Source organism: Tatumella morbirosei, assembly GCF_000757425.2.
Lineage (GTDB): Bacteria > Pseudomonadota > Gammaproteobacteria > Enterobacterales > Enterobacteriaceae > Tatumella > Tatumella morbirosei.
In genome coordinates this window covers 816,448-836,808 of the sequence record NZ_JPKR02000003.1, presented here as the reverse complement: position 1 = coordinate 836,808, position 20,361 = coordinate 816,448, and the positions used below count along the sequence as shown (strand labels likewise).

The 20,361-nt window shown below is 47.1% G+C and carries 13 protein-coding genes and 1 tRNA gene; 5 read left to right on the top strand and 9 right to left on the bottom strand.

Translation table 11 applies throughout. The annotated features are described in order from the left end of the window. Nucleotides 1-5 precede the first annotated feature (5 nt). The gene (locus tag HA49_RS06730) at nt 6-515 is read left to right on the top strand and encodes an efflux RND transporter periplasmic adaptor subunit (protein ID WP_038021387.1); all 510 of its coding nucleotides are present in this window, start codon (nt 6-8) and stop codon (nt 513-515) included. Next, a complete protein-coding gene (locus HA49_RS06725; protein ID WP_038021385.1) occupies nt 496-3,549 on the top strand; it encodes an efflux RND transporter permease subunit in 3,054 nt (1,017 codons plus the stop codon). The genes HA49_RS06730 and HA49_RS06725 overlap by 20 nt, the downstream gene beginning before the upstream one ends. Nucleotides 3,550-4,265: 716 nt before the next feature. On the opposite strand, the gene HA49_RS06715 is transcribed toward HA49_RS06725, so the two are convergent. The 7 genes from HA49_RS06715 to HA49_RS06685 form a co-directional block, all read right to left on the bottom strand. Then, a complete protein-coding gene (locus tag HA49_RS06715; protein ID WP_038021381.1) occupies nt 4,266-5,225 on the bottom strand; it encodes a VirK/YbjX family protein in 960 nt (319 codons plus the stop codon). A gap of 681 nt (nt 5,226-5,906) precedes the next feature. Then, nucleotides 5,907-5,982, bottom strand: a tRNA-Asn gene (locus tag HA49_RS06710). Between the two features lie 197 nt (nt 5,983-6,179). After that, nucleotides 6,180-7,571, bottom strand: coding sequence for an NAD-dependent succinate-semialdehyde dehydrogenase (locus HA49_RS06705; protein WP_038021379.1), 1,392 nt, complete (start codon nt 7,569-7,571; stop codon nt 6,180-6,182). A 522-nt stretch (nt 7,572-8,093) separates the two neighbouring features. After that, the gene (locus HA49_RS06700) at nt 8,094-8,942 is read right to left on the bottom strand and encodes a PRD domain-containing protein (protein WP_038021376.1); all 849 of its coding nucleotides are present in this window, start codon (nt 8,940-8,942) and stop codon (nt 8,094-8,096) included. Between the two features lie 57 nt (nt 8,943-8,999). Next, on the bottom strand, nt 9,000-10,421 hold the full coding sequence (locus tag HA49_RS06695) for a glycoside hydrolase family 1 protein (protein WP_046791705.1): 1,422 nt from the start codon (nt 10,419-10,421) through the stop codon (nt 9,000-9,002). An 11-nt stretch (nt 10,422-10,432) separates the two neighbouring features. Further along, a complete protein-coding gene (locus HA49_RS06690) occupies nt 10,433-12,307 on the bottom strand; it encodes a beta-glucoside-specific PTS transporter subunit IIABC (protein WP_038022621.1) in 1,875 nt (624 codons plus the stop codon). Nucleotides 12,308-13,002: 695 nt separating this feature from the next. Further along, entirely contained in the window at nt 13,003-14,100 is a 1,098-nt protein-coding gene (locus tag HA49_RS06685; RefSeq protein ID WP_038021374.1) for a YncE family protein, read from the bottom strand. Nucleotides 14,101-14,480: 380 nt separating this feature from the next. On the opposite strand from HA49_RS06685, the gene fhuE reads away from it, so the two are divergent. Next, nucleotides 14,481-16,784: a ferric-rhodotorulic acid/ferric-coprogen receptor FhuE gene (gene fhuE, locus HA49_RS06680; RefSeq protein ID WP_245610164.1), complete on the top strand. Its 2,304-nt coding sequence runs from the start codon at nt 14,481-14,483 to the stop codon at nt 16,782-16,784. 161 nt (nt 16,785-16,945) lie between these two features. Here the strand turns inward: fhuE and HA49_RS06675 are convergent, their stop codons facing one another. Beyond that, entirely contained in the window at nt 16,946-17,854 is a 909-nt protein-coding gene (locus HA49_RS06675) for a DMT family transporter (protein WP_046791704.1), read from the bottom strand. A gap of 232 nt (nt 17,855-18,086) precedes the next feature. On the opposite strand from HA49_RS06675, the gene HA49_RS06670 reads away from it, so the two are divergent. After that, nucleotides 18,087-18,971, top strand: a complete 885-nt coding sequence (locus HA49_RS06670) for a LysR family transcriptional regulator (protein ID WP_211259051.1) — start codon at nt 18,087-18,089, stop codon at nt 18,969-18,971. Between the two features lie 234 nt (nt 18,972-19,205). Here the strand turns inward: HA49_RS06670 and HA49_RS06665 are convergent, their stop codons facing one another. Next, nucleotides 19,206-19,544: a gamma-glutamylcyclotransferase family protein gene (locus HA49_RS06665; RefSeq protein ID WP_038021372.1), complete on the bottom strand. Its 339-nt coding sequence runs from the start codon at nt 19,542-19,544 to the stop codon at nt 19,206-19,208. 496 nt (nt 19,545-20,040) lie between these two features. On the opposite strand from HA49_RS06665, the gene HA49_RS21780 reads away from it, so the two are divergent. Continuing rightward, on the top strand, nt 20,041-20,325 hold the full coding sequence (locus HA49_RS21780) for a hypothetical protein (RefSeq protein WP_245610163.1): 285 nt from the start codon (nt 20,041-20,043) through the stop codon (nt 20,323-20,325). Nucleotides 20,326-20,361: the final 36 nt, after the last annotated feature.

Below are 20,361 nucleotides of genomic sequence, written 5' to 3'. Positions count from 1 at the left end.
AAATTATGCAGCTCGCCAGCGATGAAAATAAGCAACTTATTATGAATCTTCCTCCGGCATTCAGTGGGTCACTTCATGCAGGGGATAAGCTACGCGTTGAATTTGAAAATGGCGAAATTGCCCGTGCAACTGTCCTGACTGTTAGCCCGCAGAGCGATCCTCAGACATTACTGATAGCAGTGAAAGCGTCGCTTGATAAAAAGGATGTTGCTGTGCCGCTCGGCTCGGTGCTTACTGGTGCGGTCATTCAGGATAGTGACCGCGTCTACGTTATCCCTGCAGCTGCGCTGACACGTAAAGGCGATCGGACTGCTGTCTATGTGGTTTCACCTAAGATGAAAACTCTCGAGCTTCGCGTGGTTAGGATCAAATATTACAGCGGCGATACCGCTGCGGTGTCCGGCGGACTTTCAGAAGGTGAGCAGATTGTAACGGCAGGGGTCAGCAGACTGACTCCGGGCATGAAAATTACCTCACAGGATGGGGGGCCAGTAAATGAAACCGGGAAGATTTAATCTCTCTACCTGGGCGATAGAACATCAGCAAATCGTCAGCTTCCTGCTTCTGCTTATCATGTCGATTGGCTACATTTGCTATCAGGCCATGCCGAGAGAAGAGGATCCGGCGTTTACTATCAAAACGGCAATTATTAACGCCGAGTGGTCAGGCGCGTCCCCTGATGACATAGTCCATCACGTTACAGATAAAATTGAAAAGACGGTTCAGGAGCTGCCTTACATCGACAGCATTGAAAGCCAGACGCGGCGTGGAAGTACAGAAATTACCGTTAATCTCAGAGATGAAACGCCCGCTGATAAGGTTAAGCCGACCTGGGCGCTCTTGCGTAAAAAAATGCACGATCTTTCCTTGCAACTGCCAGACGGCGTTGGTGAGCCGATGGTCAACGATGAGTATGACGCGACCTACGGCACCATACTCGGTATTACGGCTGAGGGATACAGCAACAGGCAGCTCACAAGTCAGGCGGAGGAGATACAGAAAACGCTGCTAACTGTGCCTGGAATTGGACTGACTCAGTTACTGGGTACTCAGGACGACCAGATTGTCCTTCGCTACTCACAACGTCGCCTTGCGCAGATGGGCATTACGTCTGAATCACTGATCGAAGCGCTGCGAGCGCAGAACTCAGTAACCGAGGCGGGCGTTCTCCGCACAGATAAAGATATCATTGATATTGCGGTCGACAGTGTGGTGGCATCTGTTGAAAGCCTTCGCGGTGAAGTCCTGACGATTGGGGGAAAAACTTTTCCTCTGACATCGGTGGCCGATATTGATATTGAACCTTCGCAGCAGCCCCGTCCTGTTTTTCACGTCAACGGAAAGCCTGCCGTTGGGATCGGCATCGCAATGGCCGCTGGCGGTAACATGCTTGAGTTTGGCAGGGCGCTGGGTGCGAAAATTGAGCAGATTCGCAGCCGACTGCCGGTGGGTGTTACGATAAGCAGCGTCGCTGATCAATCTTTAGTAGTAGAAAATGCCGTTTCGGGCTTTATCCATGTATTGGCCGAAGCCATCGTAATCGTTCTGGCAGTTTCATTCGTCTCTCTGGGGCTTCGCGCCGGCCTGGTTGTCGCCGTTGCTATTCCGGTTGTATTGGCGATGACGTTTGCTGGCATGTATCTGGCTGGAATAGGATTACAAAGGATTTCACTGGGCGCACTTATCATTGCGTTGGGGCTACTGGTTGACGATGCCATGATAACGATCGAGTCGATGGTATCCAGCCTTGAGCGTGGCGAGTCGCTTAAAAAGGCCGCTGCAAGCGCTTTCACTACAACCGCTTTCCCAATGCTGGCCGGGACGCTAGTTATGATCGCCGGATTTATACCTGTTGGTTTTGCTAAGTCGGCTGCCGGGGAATACTGCTATTCACTTTTTGTCGTGGTACTCATATCGCTCCTGAGTTCATGGGTTGTGGCAGCGCTCTTTTCTCCATTAAGTGGCGTCTGGATTCTGCCAAAACAACTCAGGCAGCAAGGTCACAAACCAGGGCGGCTTGGGCGGGGGTATGCATCCTTACTCCACTATACTCTGCGTCACAGGCTGCTGATTATATGCGGCTCAGTTTTACTGCTGCTGATTTCAATATGGCTAGTACAGTGGCTGAAATCTGAGTTTTTCCCGTCTTCGGACAGGCCCGAACTGCTTGTCAGTTTCACTCTGCCTGAGGGCTCAACACAGCAGGAAACGATGCGCATTGTGGAATCCTTTGAAAAGGAACTGGAAAATGAAAAAGGTCTGAGCAGCTATTCCTCCTATATCGGCACAGGTGCGATACGCTTTTATCTGCCGATGGATGTTCAGTCTGATGCGGAAAACAGGGCTCAGCTGGTTCTGGTTGCCAGCAGCCTCGAATCGCGTCATGACCTGCAAAGTCGTCTGACGGCATTGCTCGACAAACGCTACAGTGCTTATGTTACCCGTGTTTCACCACTTGAACTGGGGCCGCCGGTGGGCTGGCCAATTAAATATCGTGTGCAGGGGCCCGACAGCGAAAAGGTCCGGAAAATCGCGCAGCGTCTTATGCAAGAGCTGGGTAATCACAGTGATATACGTAATATTAACCTCACTTCAGGTGAGCCTCAGCGTGCAATTACAATCAAAGTTAACCAGATGCAGGCACGGCTTGCAGGTCTGTCTGGTGTTCAGATAGCTCAGGCGCTGAGAACGTATTATAGTGGCGCGGTGATCACACGTGTGCGTAGTGCCGATCGGCTTACAGACCTTGTACTGCGCCCCAGAGAAGGGGAGCAGCAGGACACCATGAGTCTTGCCAGCATGCTCATTCGCAATAGTAGCGGCATAAATGTTCCCCTTGCTCAGGTTGCCACCGTAAGTTGGGGACTGGAAACGCCATTGATCGAGCGTCGCAATCGTGCCTCAATTATTACCGTACAGGCAGACGTGGCATCTGGGCAGAATGCGGATGATGTCTCTGCCAGCCTTGCTTCAGCAATAGCTGCCATGAACCAGAAGCTGCCGGACGATTACCATATATCCGAAGGAGGCGAGTCAGAGGACGCCGATAAAGGTAACAGTTCACTCTTTAACGTTCTGCCCGTCACGCTGGCATGCATGCTGGGTGTGATGATGTTACAGCTCCAGAGCTATTCGCGGGTGATATTGGCTACCCTGATGGCGCCCTTCGGGTTCATAGGTGTGGTAGCTGCACTGGTTCCAACTGGCACGCCCATGGGATTTGTCGCCATACTGGGCGTGATTGCCCTGAGTGGAATGATCATCAGGAACGCCATCATCATGATCTGCGAGGTTGACAACAATATCCGCCAGCAGATGAGCATTAATGACGCTGTCAGTCGAGCTGCTACCCATCGCGCCAGGCCTATAATACTCACAGCCAGCGCGGCAATATTTGGAATGATCCCCATCGCACGCCAGGTCTTCTGGGGGCCGATGGCTTACACGATTATTGGTGGTCTGGTTGCCGCTACCGCTTTTACGCTTACTCTACTCCCGGCACTGATGACTTATCTTCTTGAGTGGGAGAGCAGGAGAAAATACACATAAACAGCTAAATTTCTGGGCCGCTCCAGCTTCATTATGCAGCATCGTAAGGGGGGGCGAGCAGGCTTCTAATAAATAGCCTCGAGAATCCAGAAATTTCATTTAATTAAAACGTCGGTAGAGTATTTTAATTCACACAGGATTTTCTGCTATCATTCGCCCGCTAGTTAAGACGTTTATCACATATGGTAATTTTACCTGAAACGGTTTATGCCGCAGTTAAATTATGTCTGAAGGACAAACATTGTACCGGGAAGCCCTCACAGATAAAGAAGAGATTGTACAGTTTTTTGTCTACAATCTGCCAGACTGATCCGGCTTATACCATAAAATACAGGAGGATAATTATACGGTGCATAAATCTAATCCTGAAGAATATCTGCAGTGGATGAGGGTAGTGAATTTCTTTTCTTCATACAGGATTGAAAATAATGACTCCAATCACGATACGGATTTTTTCCGAGTGGCCATTAAAAGGGCTGACCGGAGGAGTTAAGACAACGTTATCCCTGATAAAAAAGCAGCAGGGAAAAAAAATGACCTTTATGTTGCTGACTCTAACTGCCTCTTGTGGAATATACCTGGCAGGAAATATCAATACGATTTCAGGAACTAAAGGGCGGGTTAGTCGGACTTAAAATAGCCCACGGTCCGCCGCGTTGTCTTAAGCGGCGGGTGCTACTTATAAATTCAAAATAGTACTAGTGTAGAGTTAAGAGTTAGGATATTTTCCTGGTAAGCGTCAAAAATGTCTGGCTTCTTACGACATCAATGAGTTCATACCGGCGTCTGTATTCTGCACGTTTTTTACTGGGCACGTCTTCCAAACTTTTCCTGACAATGTTAAGGGGTATTGAATAAAATCCGTCCTCGCACAAAATACCGCCGGACATTTCCCAGAAAGAATTGTAATCTGCATGCATATGCTTAATTCTGTTTTTGTATCGGACCGATTGGTAAACATGAAGCTGATTAGACACAGCAATCATGCTCTTGATGTTGAACAGTTCTGCGGTTTGTACCAGAGATTCCAGAACCAGACGCTTGGGAAATAAACTGTATAAATTCTTAGTCGCCTGCTGAACAAGCCTTTGCGTATTTTCTCCATTAGGGCCTTGCAGGCCGCCGATGATTAATGAACGTTTTTTATTTCGAATGCAAAGCACAAACGTTATCTCCGCCAACATCTGACCACAACTGTTACGCAAAATAATACTGGCCTCACCTTCTTTATCCAGCCTGTACGTTGAGACAAGCTGAAGGGTAAAAAATTGTCCGTCCTTTCCTGCAAACCGGCTTAGACAGAGTCCTTCAGGACCAATATGCTGCCTGAATCTATCCTCACCAAGGAGTTGCATAATTTCTTTGTAATGGTAAAGAATAGCCTCCGCTTTTTCAGTGACTGAAAGTGCTGTACTTAAATAAGGCCTGTGAACCCTGCAGGGCAACCGGGGCTGATTTTGAAGAAGATCATTGTAAGCTGAATGCTTAGTAATGAAATTTAAGATCTGGTAGGTTTTTACCGGCATGAAAATAGATCGGATGAAAAATTTAAATCTAAAATTTCGTGAATTCCAGAATTTATGTGGCTGAACACTTCCTTTTGTTAACGCGAAATAAAGTCCAAAGGGTGTTTGAGGAGGAGAAACTCTAGGGTGCCTTTTTGAAATGAGTGACATAAATATTTTCCGAAGTTGCCGGCATTCTGATTTATCAACTATTTCATGTAATGCCGTACCAGATAAGATAATTTAAGTTTGCAGAATTTATGACCAGAAATGTTATATCTGCCAGGCGGCTACTTTAACGTGCTATAGTCAATAATCAGTCAATAGAAAATCAATATTGAGTTAGCAGATGAAAAATCGATATGCCGGGTACATCCCATCTGTAGTTAAATAAGCTGTCCTCCAGGCATAGTGACACCCCAGGTTTTTCCTGAAAAGTGAACTCTTCCTTTTGTTCAGCACCGGTGTAAATTGGGGTTTCTGGCTATTCTTTCTCTCACTGAATGAGGTCATCAGGCATGAGAAAGACACATTCTATCGGGGATCAGATCGCTTATGTGCTGAAACAAGCACATTCAAGCATCTGAATGGAGGAAGTCACAGGAAAGTGGTGGTTTCTCAGGCCGCATTTTACAACTGGAAGAGGACATTCGGCGGCATAAGTATGACTGAATTATGCCATCTGAAGCAGTTGGTAAAAGAAGTATCGAACCACCATGACCAACATATTTACCAGCAAAGGGATGTAGCTTCGGGTATTTTTTAATAAATGAGTGTAGACAAGGGGAAGGGGATAACCAATTGATAAAAAGCAAAAAACCAGACGCCCGTAGACATCTGGTTTCTTTAAAATGGCTCCTCTGACTGGACTCGAACCAGTGACATACGGATTAACAGTCCGCCGTTCTACCGACTGAACTACAGAGGAATTGTCGTGAAGACGGGGCGCATAGTAACGGGCTGGCGCGGGCTTGTCAAAACAGTTTTCCCCCCTGACGCACCGACTGCTGATAAAAGATACAACTGCTTCAAAAAAAGCAGAAAACTGGCGGTAATTCACGCAATTGATGGCAACGGAGGCTAATCCCCGGCCTCCGCCGGGGAGTCGACAAAGCGGAATTATTGTCAGAATGGGGCATCGATATCGACGATATCGATCAGTTTATGGTTAACAAACTCTTTCAGCCCCAGGCCCAGCAATTCACGGCCATAGCCGGAACGTTTTACCCCGCCAAACGGTAGGTCAGCTTTCACCATGGTCGGGTGATTCACAAATACCATTCCGGTGATGATTTTTTTCGCCAGCTGATAACCATAGTCCGGATTAGCGGTAAATACCGAACCTCCCAGCCCAAAGTGACTGTCATTGGCTATCCGGATGGCGTCGTCATCGTCTTTGGCTTTGATAATCATAGATACCGGGCCGAAAAACTCTTCATAATATGCCGGATTATCGGGAGTAACATTGGTCAGAATGGTTGGCTGTACAAAAGCCCCTTTGGCGGGAACTTTTTCCCCCACTTCAACGGCGGTAGCACCATGTTCAATCGCCTTAGCGAGTTGAGTTCTCAGGTTATCGGCAGCACGCTGAGAAGAGAGGGGCGCCAGTTGCGTCTGGCTGTCCATCGGATCACCGGCTTTCAGCTTAGCCACGGCAGCGGTATATTTCTCCAGAAACGCATCATAGATTTTTTCATGAATGATCATTCGTTTTGACGAAACACATACCTGGCCGGCGTTCCAGTGCCGGCCGAAGACTGCCCAGTCGACGGTTTTGTCTAATTCAGCATCCGCCAGTACCACAAACGCATCGGCACCCCCCAGCTCAAGGGTCGATTTTTTTAGATGTTTTCCGGCAATGGCCGCTACACTGGCACCGGCAGCTTCTGAACCCGTCAATGCCACACCATGAACCCGTGGGTCTTTAAGTACAGTCTCTATCTTGTCATGAGGCAGGAACAGGTTGGTAAAGCCACCTTCAGGGAGCCCGGCATCCCGCATTAACTGTTCAAAAGCCTGAGCGCATTGCGGAACATTCGAAGCATGTTTCAGCAACAAGGTATTCCCGGCCGCCAGTTGCGGGGCCAGGATACGGGCAATCTGATAGAACGGGAAATTCCACGGCTCAATGGCCAGAATCACGCCAAGAGGTTCATGTACCAGCACCGCTTTACCTTCCTGTGGATCCGTGACAGGCAGCGGTTCATCAGCCAGTAATTTTTCGGCATTATTAACGTAGTATTCAAGAATACTGGCAGATAATTCTACTTCTGCCCGGGCCTCACCGATAATTTTTCCCATTTCCAGAGTGATAATTTCTGCAAAATATTGCGTTTTGTCCCGCAAAATATCGGCGGCTTTTTGCAGTACCACGGTACGTTGAGCGATGGTTAACTGCCGCCAATCGGAAAATGTCTGGTCTGCATGGCTGATAGCCGTCGTAATTTCGCTGTCAGTTGCATCTTTAAATTCTTTTAAGGTTTCACCGGTGTAGGGATTAATCGTTGAAAATGCCATAATATATAACCTTATTTTTTATCCGGGTAATCACACTGGAAACATCCAGCATGAATGCAAGCATAAATGAGCCGTTTTCCTTGATTTTCATGAGAATTCATTATCGTTCTGTCCGATGTTTTCTATCAGTGCGGAAAGTCACATTTTTAACAATTATTATTAAAATAATTGTATAAACTGTCAGGAAATATCAATTCAGGCTATGTATCGCTGGTTTGTAACTCAATGTAATTAATGAAGAAAAACCATCTACTGGTCTGGGATGGAATAATTTCTCGGTAATCCCGCACAAATTATGTATAATATTTATAATCATTTTCGGCCAAGAGCGACCTGTGTAAAGACGAATTATCGTTATTCGCAGGGCGGGGTTTGCATAAGGTTAATATTGCTGCTTGTTATGTGGTTTTTAAGGCGGGCAGTGTAATGGCACAATACAGAAGTCTGTCCGTTAACCGGATCGAATTTCATAACGTGGGCTTTCAGACTCTGCAGCATGGTAACCGTTATAGATACAAAATATTATGGATTTCCGCGCAGTGAACTTTCCCTTAATCTTTCTATATGTATCGTTAAAAACATCATTTCATCGAGGGTCATGGAATAGTTGTGGTGTAATGAAATCCACTGTTTTATTTTTTCGGCACAATGATAAGATAGCGTAAGTTTTTCCCTGATGTCGGTATAAATCGTATCATCGCCTATTGATAAATAGTCACGATTTATCATCCGTAAAGAAAAGAATTTAAGATGTGTGACAATACGCTGGAACTCCAGAGATTTTTCATTTAACTGTAATTTCAACTGTATTTTAATGATTTTTAGTATGTCTTTGACTAATTCTGCCGAACTCATGGTGTCCTGAATGTTTGCATTCTGATGCGAGCTGATAATATGTAGAGAAATAAATGCGGCTTCGTCCTCCGGGAGGTCAGCACTCAGAGTCGTATTGATTAGCTGAACTGCTTTTTCAGCCAGCTGATATTCCTTAGGATAGAAAACTTTCAAATCCCAGTTGAGGGGACTTCGGAGGTGAATTTTATTCTGGCTTCGTGTCATTGCAAAATAGAGATGGTCGCTCAAGGTCAGCAAAAGTGACAGCGGGGAAAGAATCTGAAACTCTTTCTCTGTCATTGCAACAATATCCCGTGTCACCTGAATGATATCATCAGGGATTTTGCTGAATATTTGCTGATAGACATTGTCGACATTATTTCCTTTTTGAAGGAATTGTGTCTCAAAGGTCCGGCTGTCAGCACTGTCTCCTGGCTTTTTCCCAAAACCAATCCCTTTACCCAGTGCCACGGAAATTTCACCATGATCATCCCTGACGACAATAGCATTATTACTCAGTATCTTAAGGATTTTCATCGTTACTCATTCCAGACTGTCGGTACGGCGTGGTAACAAGCACCACGCCAATAAGAATTAATCAATGCCATCAATTCCGTTGTTAAGGATGACTTTTTCATACCAGAATGAGCTTTTTTTTCTGATACGTTTCAGATCCCTGAGATCAAATTCATCACGATTAACATAAATTAGCCCATAGCGTTTAGAGCAGCCCTGATGGGTAGAAATTAGATCGATGGCCGACCAGGGCGTATATCCGATAATCCTGACACCGTCCGTTATCGCTAGCTGCATCTGTTCAATATGAGACCGTAAATAATCGATACGGTACTGGTCGTTTATCGTACCATCAGCATCGGGTTTATCAAAAGCACCAATACCATTTTCTGTGATAAGTAGCGGCAGGTGATAGCGGCCGTAAATTGCCCTAAGTGTGTTACGAAAACCCACTGGGTCAATTTCAGTACCAAACTCTGTGCGGGGAAGAAAGTTGTTAGAGGCTCCGCGATGAACACCGTCTTCACCGGATTTTAAATATTTATTACCGCCGCGGATAACCTCATCATGGCCATCTCCACGGCTGGCTTCAACCGTCTGGGTCGTATAATAGTTAAAGGCGATAAAATCGGGTTTCCCGCGGGATAAAATCTCCATATCGCCTTCCTCAATCTCAGGAAGATAGCCTTTCTCCTCGAGATACGCCCATGCCAGATGATTATATTGGCCCGACACTGCCATATCGAGATAAAGCCAGTTACGGATGGCATTATAATTTTCCGAGGCCAGTACATCTTCCGGTTTCGGTGATGCGGCATAGATTAAGGCTATATTCGGTGCAGGACCAATCAATGCCTCAGGGTGATTTTTATGCAGATTTTCCATCACCGCCGCCTGGGCAACCAGCATATTGTGATTTTGCTGATATAAATGTTTTTTATTATTCTGAACTTTTGGGTCAACCGTACCTAAGGCATTACCCTGTAAAATCATCAGGTTTTGTTCATTGATTGTCAGCCAGTATTTTACTTTGCTGCCTAATTCCGTAAACAGCGTATTAGCATAGCGAATAAAGGCATCGACAGTTCTGCGATTATGCCAGCCACCAATATCCTGCAGCGTCTGTGGCAGGTCAAAATGGTACAGGGTCACAATCGGTTCCATACCACAGGAACGGATTTCATCAATCAGATTATGGTAAAATTGCAATCCCGCAGGATTAATCTCGCCGTCCCCGGCGGGGAAGATGCGCGTCCAGGCAATCGAAAAACGATAGGCTTTCAGTCCGGTTTCTGAGAGCAACCGGATATCTTGTTTGTATTGGTGATAATGATCACTGGCGACTTTAAAATCAGTCGTGCCTTGCGGATATTCATGCCGCATATCAATCACCGAAGGGCCTTTACCCTCTTCATTCCATGCCCCTTCAATCTGATAGGCGGAAGTGGATGCTCCCCATAAAAAGCCAGATGGAAAAGGTTTGAGTTTACTGTATTTCATAGATATCCCTTTTAACGTGCAGATAAGAACAGTAACGGATCGCCCATGACGACGTCAGTATTCTTTAGTGTGGTTACAACATGATAATTTTCGGAATTAGTAATAATGACGGGGGTAATGGTGTCAAAGCCGCTATTTTTAATTTCTTCCAGTTCACACTCTGCCAGCAGATCGCCTTTGCGGACAATATCATCCTCAGAGACGTGAATCCTGAAGAACTTACCTCCGAGCTGAATAGTATCAATCCCGATGTGGATCAATATTCCGGCACCATTATCTGAAAGCAGATAAATTGCGTGACCGCTCTGAAGAACCGAGGCCACTTTTCCGTTAACCGGCGATAATATTTTTCCGGACTGCGGTATTATTGCAATGCCATCACCGACAATGCCCGAAGAAAAAACCTTATCGTTAACTTTTGCCAACGGCACTGGGATTCCGGAGATCGGAGAAACGATCTCTTCATCCATCGTACCCGCTAACGGCTTGGCGGCAGGAGGGACCGGCTGCGCTTTAACCGGCTGATCACTGGAATTGGTTTCCGCAGGGTTTTCCTCAAATCCGACCAGATAAGTTAAAACCGCCGCGATTATAAAAGAAGTGGCTATTGCGATTAATAGTCCTGCAAAACCTTCGCCGTAAAAAATAGGCAAGGTCACCAGGCTGGGGATACCCATTGAAATTGCCGCGCTGTTACTGTAGCCGACAATGCCTCCGCCAACGGCTGAAGCTATGATGGCACAGATAAAGGGGCGTTTAAGTTTTAAGGTGATACCATAAACAGCCGGTTCAGTGATACCGAATACGGATGATATAAATGCGCCACTGGCAAGTGTTTTTAGTTTTTTATCTTTTGTTTTTAACAACACAGCCAGAACTGCGCCTGATTGAGCGAAAACGGCGGGTACAGTTGATGCCTTGAGTGTGCTTCGTCCCAGCACCGAAATATCATTAATGATGACCGGGGTGAATGCCCAATGCATTCCGAAAATAACGAATATCTGCCAGCCGGCACAAAACAACGCACTGGCAATAACCGGATTGAAAGCGAAGATTTTGATAAATACCCCGGCAACCGCTTCACTGGTATAAATTCCTATGGGGCCGATAGTCATCAGTGTCAGAGGAACCATAATCAGCAACAGAATAAAAGGCAAGATGACATTCCTGATTGTCTCATGAATATACTTTGCTATGATGCTCTCTATAAGTGACATAACATAGACCGCCAGTATGACGGGGAGCACAGTACCTGTATATTTCATCATCATCACTGGGATGCCAAAAAAACTGACAGCAGTGTGTTGTGTATAAAAGTTAACAATATCAGGATAAATTAGCGCCCCGGCCATGGTTACTGAGACAAAAACATCAGTTTTAAACTTGCGGGCAGAAGTAATTGCAAGCAGGACAGGTAAAAAATAAAACAGGCTGTCTGAGGCAGATTGCAGAATAACTGCCGAAGATTCTTCTTTACTCAGCCAGTTGTTCGCAAACGCAATGCTCAGTAATCCTTTAATAATCCCGGACGCAGCCATTGCCCCCAGTAACGGGGTGAATATTGATGATATAATATCTATCAGACGACTGATAAGTGGTGGTTTCTTATTATCGGCGCTCAGTTTTTTTTGCGGGTTATTTATCGTCAGCATACTTTCCAGGTTTTTGTATACCCCGGCAACTTTGTTACCTATTACCACCTGAAACTGTCCTCCTGACCGTACCGTGGTAATGACACCTTCCATTTTTTCCAGAGCCGCAATATCCGCGACAGAATCATCCGCCAATTCAAAACGCAGGCGTGTTGCGCAATGTACCACTTGTGTGACATTGCTTTCCCCGCCGACAGCCGAAAGAATATTTTTAGCCAGTTCATGAAGGTCCATGAGATGTCCTGTAACAAAGAGTTGAAGTTTTTCCAGGGCAAAAAAAAACCTGATACATGAAATATACCGGCAGTCAGTATATTTCATGTATCAGGTCTCGCCCGGAAGTCCCGGTAACGTCCTTAGGGTTAACTTAATAACTCAGTGCTGCTGTTAACAAGAGGAAATATCAGAATTTGTGATGGTAATCATATTGTTTTTCCGTAAATTTTCGGCGACGGAAGACGAATATAAGAATGAAAAATATTAAAATACTTAGTCTATTTAACAGGTTATTTATATATTATTATCGGAGAGGGGAGTAAATATCACTTTATCTAACAAGCCGGTGGCTGACCAGGGACTGCAGCGCACTCTTTCACCCTTAAGCGGTCAAAGTGCCTGTGGACACCGGCAGAGACTTCCTTTTGCTGGTGTATCAGGGATCGGATGAGTGTGTATTGTGTTACCGGTGTTGACGGGGGCTTCTCCCAACGGTTTGCCGCCATTGATTTTTGCTGTGAAACAGCTGTACCGCAGGGCAGCACTGCTGCGGATCGACCAAACCGGTAATAGGGATATCAGTGATGATCGGAGGGCAGATCGGTGGTTCAGGGGATAAACGTCAGGAAATACCCTGTGCAGTTCGGCTGTACCTGACATTCTGACGAAGTAAGGCCGGATAACATACTGTTCCGGCCTTATCGGTTTGTCCGTTATTTCAGATCGATACGAACCACACTGTCAGGTCCTTTGGTGGACATATCTTTGTTGAAATCCTGCTTCAGGGTCACGTACAACGTCTGGCCGTCCGGAGAGACCAGCAGGCTGTTTGGATGAGTCGCGAATGACCAGCTGTGTTTCACCGCATAAGTCGTGGCGTCCAGTACCAGTACTTTTTTCGACCCACGCTGACTGATATAGATCTCGTTGCGTGTCGGATTAAACTTAATACCTAACGCATCGCCGTCGATACGTTTAATCACTTTACCGGTATGTTCATCAAAGACCAGCGTGGTTTTAGCTTTGGAATCGTCAGTCACAAACAGGCGCCCGGTCGAGGGATCTTCGGCCATGTTCAGGAACAGATATTCTTTGCCATCCGCCGGAGTCCAGCGTTTTTCGATTTTATGGGTGTGCGGGTTAATAACCAGGATTTCACCGCCGCCGTTGGAGGCGTAAATACGGTCAGTGGCCGGGGAATAGATAATTCCGGTCACCCACTTACCGGCATTTTTGATGGTCGTTTTCAGGCGGAAGGTTTTAGTATCGACCACGGAAATAAAGCCAGGATCAGCCACTCGTCCGACATAGAGTTCGTTGCCGTGCTCAAAAATTTCACGTGCGCCAACCGCATCGCCATCTTTGTCTTTTTTACCCGGGAACATCAGGCGTTGCAGTACTTTCCCGGTTTTCGCGTCAATTTTAGAGACGCCGCCATCCAGGCTGTTGGTCGCATAAATAATTTCGCCGCTGGCATCGGTGGTCATACCGAAGTTTTTCAGGTCAGTATGGGTTTCGCCAACCGTTTTCAGAGTACGTGGGTCAAGGCGGTACAGCATGCCACCATTCACGTTTTTAAAACTCTGAGCACTCGCCACGTATATATCACCGGCAGAAGATGACCAGGCCATTTCATACAAGCCATCACCTAATACCTGTTGAGTCAGTGCATTATCCACCGGGGCTTTGGCAGGTGCCGTCACCACCGGAGTAGTGGCTTTTTTGGCCGGTGCCTGGCAGGCAGTCAGACTGAAGGTAGCGACAATGGCAACACCCAGTGCTGCTTTACGCGGGCTGAAATACGATCTCATTCTTAGCTCCATGGGAATAAAAGGCGTAGCTGTGCAGGCCTTTACGGATGGTATTTAAAAAAAGAATGAGAAGCATACGCATTAACTTTCTGGTTGTAAATCTACGTGTGCAGTCAGTAAAGCAACTCTTAAAAATTAAACTGAGTTAAATCATTAAGATAGGATTAGTCTTTGTTATTTTACGCAAAAAAACACAAATAGTTATATTTTGAAATGAAACTTTTTTGTAAATCTAAAAGGAAATAATTATCATTAAGTTTATCGTTACATCACGCAGGGTTATTTTTATCCACGGGCTGAATAGTCATCAGAACCGGAAAACACTGTTTCTGCGTAATAAAACAATAAGCCGCTAAATCAATCTTGTCAGGGGATCGTCAATGTCTTTCAGTGAACGTGGGGCTTTGAGAGCTACCGCTATTTCTGCGCGCAGTAAAAACTTCCGAATATCGTTACTGGCTCTGGTAATTCAGGCCGCGATTATGCCATTGGCCGGTTATGCCGCCGATAATACGACAGTCAGTACCACGAACGCTCCCGATACTGCAACGAGCAATAATACCGCCATGGCGAAAGCCAAACCGTCTTCTGCCAGCAAAGCAAGCGCAAGTGTTGGCAATAATCCGTCGGAATTAGTGGTGACCGCAGCACTGGGGAATTCACCGGGCACGGCTAAAAAGACCGACTATACGGTGCAGACCACCCGGGCGGGCACCAAACTACTGATGACCCCACGTGATATTCCCCAATCCTTCAGTGTTATCACTCAGGCAAGAATGAAAGATCAGGATCTGCAATCGGTAGGGGATGTTCTGGCTAATACTACCGGTATTACTCAGAATATGAACGACAGCGAACGATCAGAGTATTACTCCCGTGGCTTTAAAATCAGTAGTTTCACTTACGACGGAATTCCTACCTCGATCAATGATTCCTGGAACTTCGGAGATGCGGCGTCAGATACTGCAATTTACGACCGGATTGAAGTGGTGCGTGGAGCGACCGGACTGATGACCGGAGCCGGTAACCCGGCCGCATCGGTGAATATGGTCAGAAAACAGGCCGACAGTAAAACCCCGCAAGGTTCGGTTACCGCCAGCTATGGCAGCTGGAATAATCAACGCTATGTCGCCGATGTGCAGAGCCCACTGAATGAGTCAGGCACACTTCGTGGCAGGATTGTCACCGGTTATCAGGATCAGGACAGCTGGCTGGATCGCTATCATAAAACCAGTAAATTCTTCTACGGGGTACTGAGTGCCGATCTGGGGGATAACACGACGGCATCACTGGCCTATGACTATCATGACAGTCAAACCGGAAACCCCACATGGGGTGGTTTGCCAGACTTTTACAGTAATGGTAATTCTACCCATTATCGCCGCAGTCTGAACAGCGCGGCTGACTGGACCCGTTACAATACTAATTCTCATAAGATACTGGTCGATCTGGTACATAACTTTGATAATGGCTGGATATTTAAAATTAATGGTACCCATGCCATTAGTACCTTTAACGATAAGTTGCTGGATTTGATGACATACCCTGACGAAGATACCGGCGAAGGTGTGACGGGCTGGGGAAGTTTAGACCGTGGTCGCCGTGAGCTGAATTCAGTAGATACCTACGCCAGTGGGCCGTTCAGCCTGTTTGGCCGCGAACATCAGTTAATGGCAGGTGTCAGCTACAGCCGCCAGCACAATGCCACCTATAGCCAGGATGGGATCACTGACCTGGTTGATTATGATATTTCTTCTGATTTTATCGGCGCCTTTAACAACCACTGGAACGGCAATATTCCTGAACCAGAGTGGCAGGGCTGGTATCTGAATGCTGATGATGTGGTTCGTCAGAAATCAGCATATACCGCGGCCCGTTTTTCGCTGGCTGATCCATTGAGCCTGATCGTCGGTGCCCGCTACACTCAGTGGAGTACCGTGGGTTCCAGTGGTGATATGAGTAAGAATAACATTACTCCGTATGCCGGACTGGTGTATGACATTAACGATACGCTGTCTGCCTACGCCAGCTATACCTCGATCTTCCTGCCCCAAAGTTACCGGACCAGTGCGGGCCAGTACCTGAAACCGGTGACCGGCAGAAGTTATGAGACCGGGCTGAAATCCGACTGGCTGAATGGCCGTCTGACCGCCACGCTGGCGGTATTCCGTATCGAGCAGGAAAATGCCGGTCAGGAAGAGAACGGTGTTTTTGTAAATAACAGCAGCGAACAGGCCTATATCGCGACCAAAGGTGCGGTCAGTAAAGGGGTGGAGTTTGAGCTGAACGGTACAGTTACCGATAACCTGGAAATGACGTTCGGTGCGACGCGCTATGTCGCCACCGACTCTTCCGGTCGTTTCAACCCCGAAGAACCGCAAACATCGTTCAAACTGTTTGCCCGTTACAATGTACCTCAGCTGCCAGCCCTGACGGTCGGCGGCGGCTTTAACTGGCAGAACCGGATCTTTGATGATGTCTCCGGGGCTGACGGTAACACGGTTCGGGTTTACCAGAGCAGTTATCCACTAGCCAGTCTGTTTGCCCGTTATCAGGTGACCCGCCAGGTGTCGGTACAGGCTAACGTGAATAACCTGTTTGACCGGAGTTACTACAGCTATCTGAACAACTATGTGTACGGCGCACCACGTAACTTCTCTGTCAGTCTGTCTTATCAGTTCTGATAACGCTACTGCCGCCGTTTGGCGGCAGTAATCTTTGGTGGTTACACAACTTTCGGTTGTGCAACCGCTCTGCTGCTAAATTACGCTTTGTAGCTATATTCAGGGCTAACAGACCTGAAGTTTAGCCGTGGAATCCTCCGTCGGTGAAAGCCGGTGCTTGGTTAGTCTGTTGAATGATTCCGGGAAGCGCTCAGATCGGTGGGTCTGCTTCTTGTGTTACCGGCCCGGTAAACCAGCCAGATACCGGCAAATATTGCCGCCATGCCAGCACAGGCCGCCGGAGACAGGCGGTTACCCAACGTCAGGTAGTCGAGTAGCGCTGTAATCACCGGTACCAGATAAAACAGGCTGGTCACATTGACCAGGCTGCCGGTATTCAGCAGTCGGTAAAACAACAGTTGCGCCACCACTGATATCAGTACACCAAGAAATAATACTGAAATAATTAACGGCAGACTGAAATGCAGCTGAAATCCCGAGAGCGGTGTCAGGAACAGACATAACAACAGGCTGACGGCGTATTGTATGGGCATAACATCTGCCGGTGGCTGAGCAATTTTCTTCTGCATCAGTGTCCCCGCCGTGATAAACAACAGGGCCCCCAGCGCATACAACATTCCGGTGGCTGCTAAGTGTGATGAAGAAAGACTGCGCCAGACCAGCAGAACCAGTCCGCTAAGAGCAATCATCAGCCCGGCCAGCCGCAATCCGGTAAACCCACGTTCGGTCATGCAAAGCGTCAGGATCGGCTGAATACCTAATAAAGTAGCCATCAGCCCGGGGGTAATGCCCAGAGCCATAGCACGGAAATAACAGACCGAATAGCCACCGATAAAAATCAACCCTGTCAGGGCGACACGGCACCGGCTGCCTTTGGCCGGCAGCCAACGACCACGCAAAAAGCCAATAAATAACAGGACCGACAAAGCAATACTAAAACGGCAAATCAGCAGTGCCAGTGGACTGGCATCGTTCAGGCCCAGTCGCGTAAAAATCGCGGCACTTCCCCATAGCAATACAAACAATGCTGTGCCGGCCTGGGCTGTCAGCAGATGTTTACTCTCAGGCATTCTTTTCTCTCCCGTTGCCGGTTTCAGGGCGAAACGCCTCCGGGCCGGTAATAATGTTGATTGGTTCTTTTATGAAATAGCTGACGGTGGGTGTAAGGCTCCATATTTATAAAACCCTGCAAACAGAAGCAGCATCACAGTCAGGCGGGTGGAAAGCATTCTGGCAGCAGACTTGTGATTACAAAAGCGAGAGTTTAGCATGCTTGACATGAGTAAACCGGATGGCTGAAAGATGATGGACAAGAACATTCAAAAGTACAAAGCTTTTCTCAGCGTAGTGGAACATGGCAGTTTTACCCGGGCGGCAGAAAAGATTTTCTATTCCCAGTCAGGTATCAGCCGCATGATTAATGATCTGGAAAATGAGTGGGGAATCTCGCTGTTTGAAAGAAGTCGCAGCGGCGTGAGTCTGACGGCAGAGGGCAGTCACCTGCTACCTTTTGCAAGGCGCGTGTATGAGGAATACCAGAGATTACAGACGGAGGTCGACGCAATAAACGGTTTGCAGTCAGGTACTGTCAGGATTGGGACTTTTTCCAGTGTCGCGGTTCACTGGTTACCGGAAATGCTGAGTCGTTTCCGCACCCGTTATCCGGATATTCATTTTGAACTGGTGCCTGGGGATTACCACGAAATAGAACAGTGGATAATTGAGGGCAGTGTGGATTGCGGATTCACCCGTTTACCCGCAAGGCAGCCCCTGGAAACCTTATTTCTAAAACGTGATGATTATCTGGTGGTGATGCCGCAGGATCATCCGCTCGCTGACAGGGCGGTAGTGCCTTTACAGGCGCTGTGCGACTATCCGTTTTTGTTGCTGGAAAAGGGCCACAATGACGAAATATCGGAGATTTTCCGTCAGCATCAGCTAAGGCCACAAGTTCGGTATACCTTATGGGATGATTATGCGGTGATGGCAATGGTTGGAAAAAAGCTTGGCATAAGTCTGTTGCCGCGGCTTATCCTGCAGAATATTCCCTACCGCCTGACGACCCGGGAAACCATGCCGTCAGTCAGCCGGGATATTGGTCTGGCTTACCGTGACAGTCTCAGCCTGTCACGGGCAGCCAGACAATTTATTGATGATCAACTCTCTGCCCGACTGCCGGATGCATAGCCGGTAAGTGCCTTTTTCTGGTTGCTATTTCCGCGCTGTGGTTCCAGACGACATTAACGGGGCAGGGGCAGTATTCAGATGACAAGATAAATCGTGTCGCGATTGCCAGGCCTGGTGCTTTTCAGCATCAGGTGAATGACACTATTGTCATTCCGGTGCCGGATGCTATTTTTTCCTTCACTGATAAAGTTGAGTGAGATGCGTATCGTTGTCACTCTCAGATAGAACGGCAGCTTATTCTACGTCCAACTCCGGCTGCAACTGATAAATCCAGGCACTGACCTTGCGGTTATCATGGGTAGTCACTTCGGTCAGAATCCGGTCATAACCCTCTTCGAATTCATCCAGCATTGGCCAGTGGTCTGCCAGCCGGACAGAGATAAACAACCAGCCATCAATTCGCGCGCCGGCAGCATCAAGAATCACCCCGGGAAATCCGGTCGCCGCTCCCCAGCCACTGTCATAGAACTTACCGGTGACGTAACCTGCCAGCCATTCTCCACCGATATTTTCCAGTAGATGGGCATTGCTCTGGCCAGGGCGTAAGGTACCGTAGACAAATAATGGTGACATATAACCTCTTTAGTCAGTCGTGCCCACAGGGCAGAAAACAGGTGATTCAACTTACCGGGTTATCCTGGCGCTGGCAAGAAGGTGGGAGGAAACGGGCTGGCTAAACAGCATTGATATGTCTGCATTCACGAGGCTGAAGTTTTTTCCGAATCTATGATTAACGGGGAACTCTGTCATCCCGACACTAAATGCCACAACATTGCCAACAGTGAACTGAATCCTGATAATCCCTGAATCTTCACGGATAGAACAAAAATGGTTCATTTAGCATTAAACGTTATTAATAAGCGGCCAACATGGCCGGTTGCGGAAACTTAGAGAAATAGTTGCAGGAAATCATAAAGTTGAGATAAAGCACGTTGTCGGTATTCTGGTCGTGCTGCTATTTCATTTTTTTTACTTTAGTAATCCAAAAAGAGTATTTGTTTTAGATAAGAGGAGTGAATACAAATAATTCAGAAGCCGTATTCAGTGCAGGACCGTGGGAGAAGTTATTATGCCGGAACCAAAGGAACAGTATTTTAGTGAACAGGGAATTAATGACTGGCAATTGTCTGATGTTGTCAGTGAGTTACGCCAGGTTCGCGAAGCGTGGCGAGAGGAGCATTTGCAGGGGCGTTATCTGGATAAACGCTTATTACCTTCCCGCGCTAATATCAGTCAAATTACCGAAACCCTGTTTAAAGTATTATACCCGATGCGGCTTGGGACCTCTGAAATAAAAAAGAGGGTGAGGATTTTTATGTCGGTCATCTGCTGGCTGTTTCTCTCGATAAACTGACCGAAGAGGCACAGCTGGAATTACATTATCAGTCTG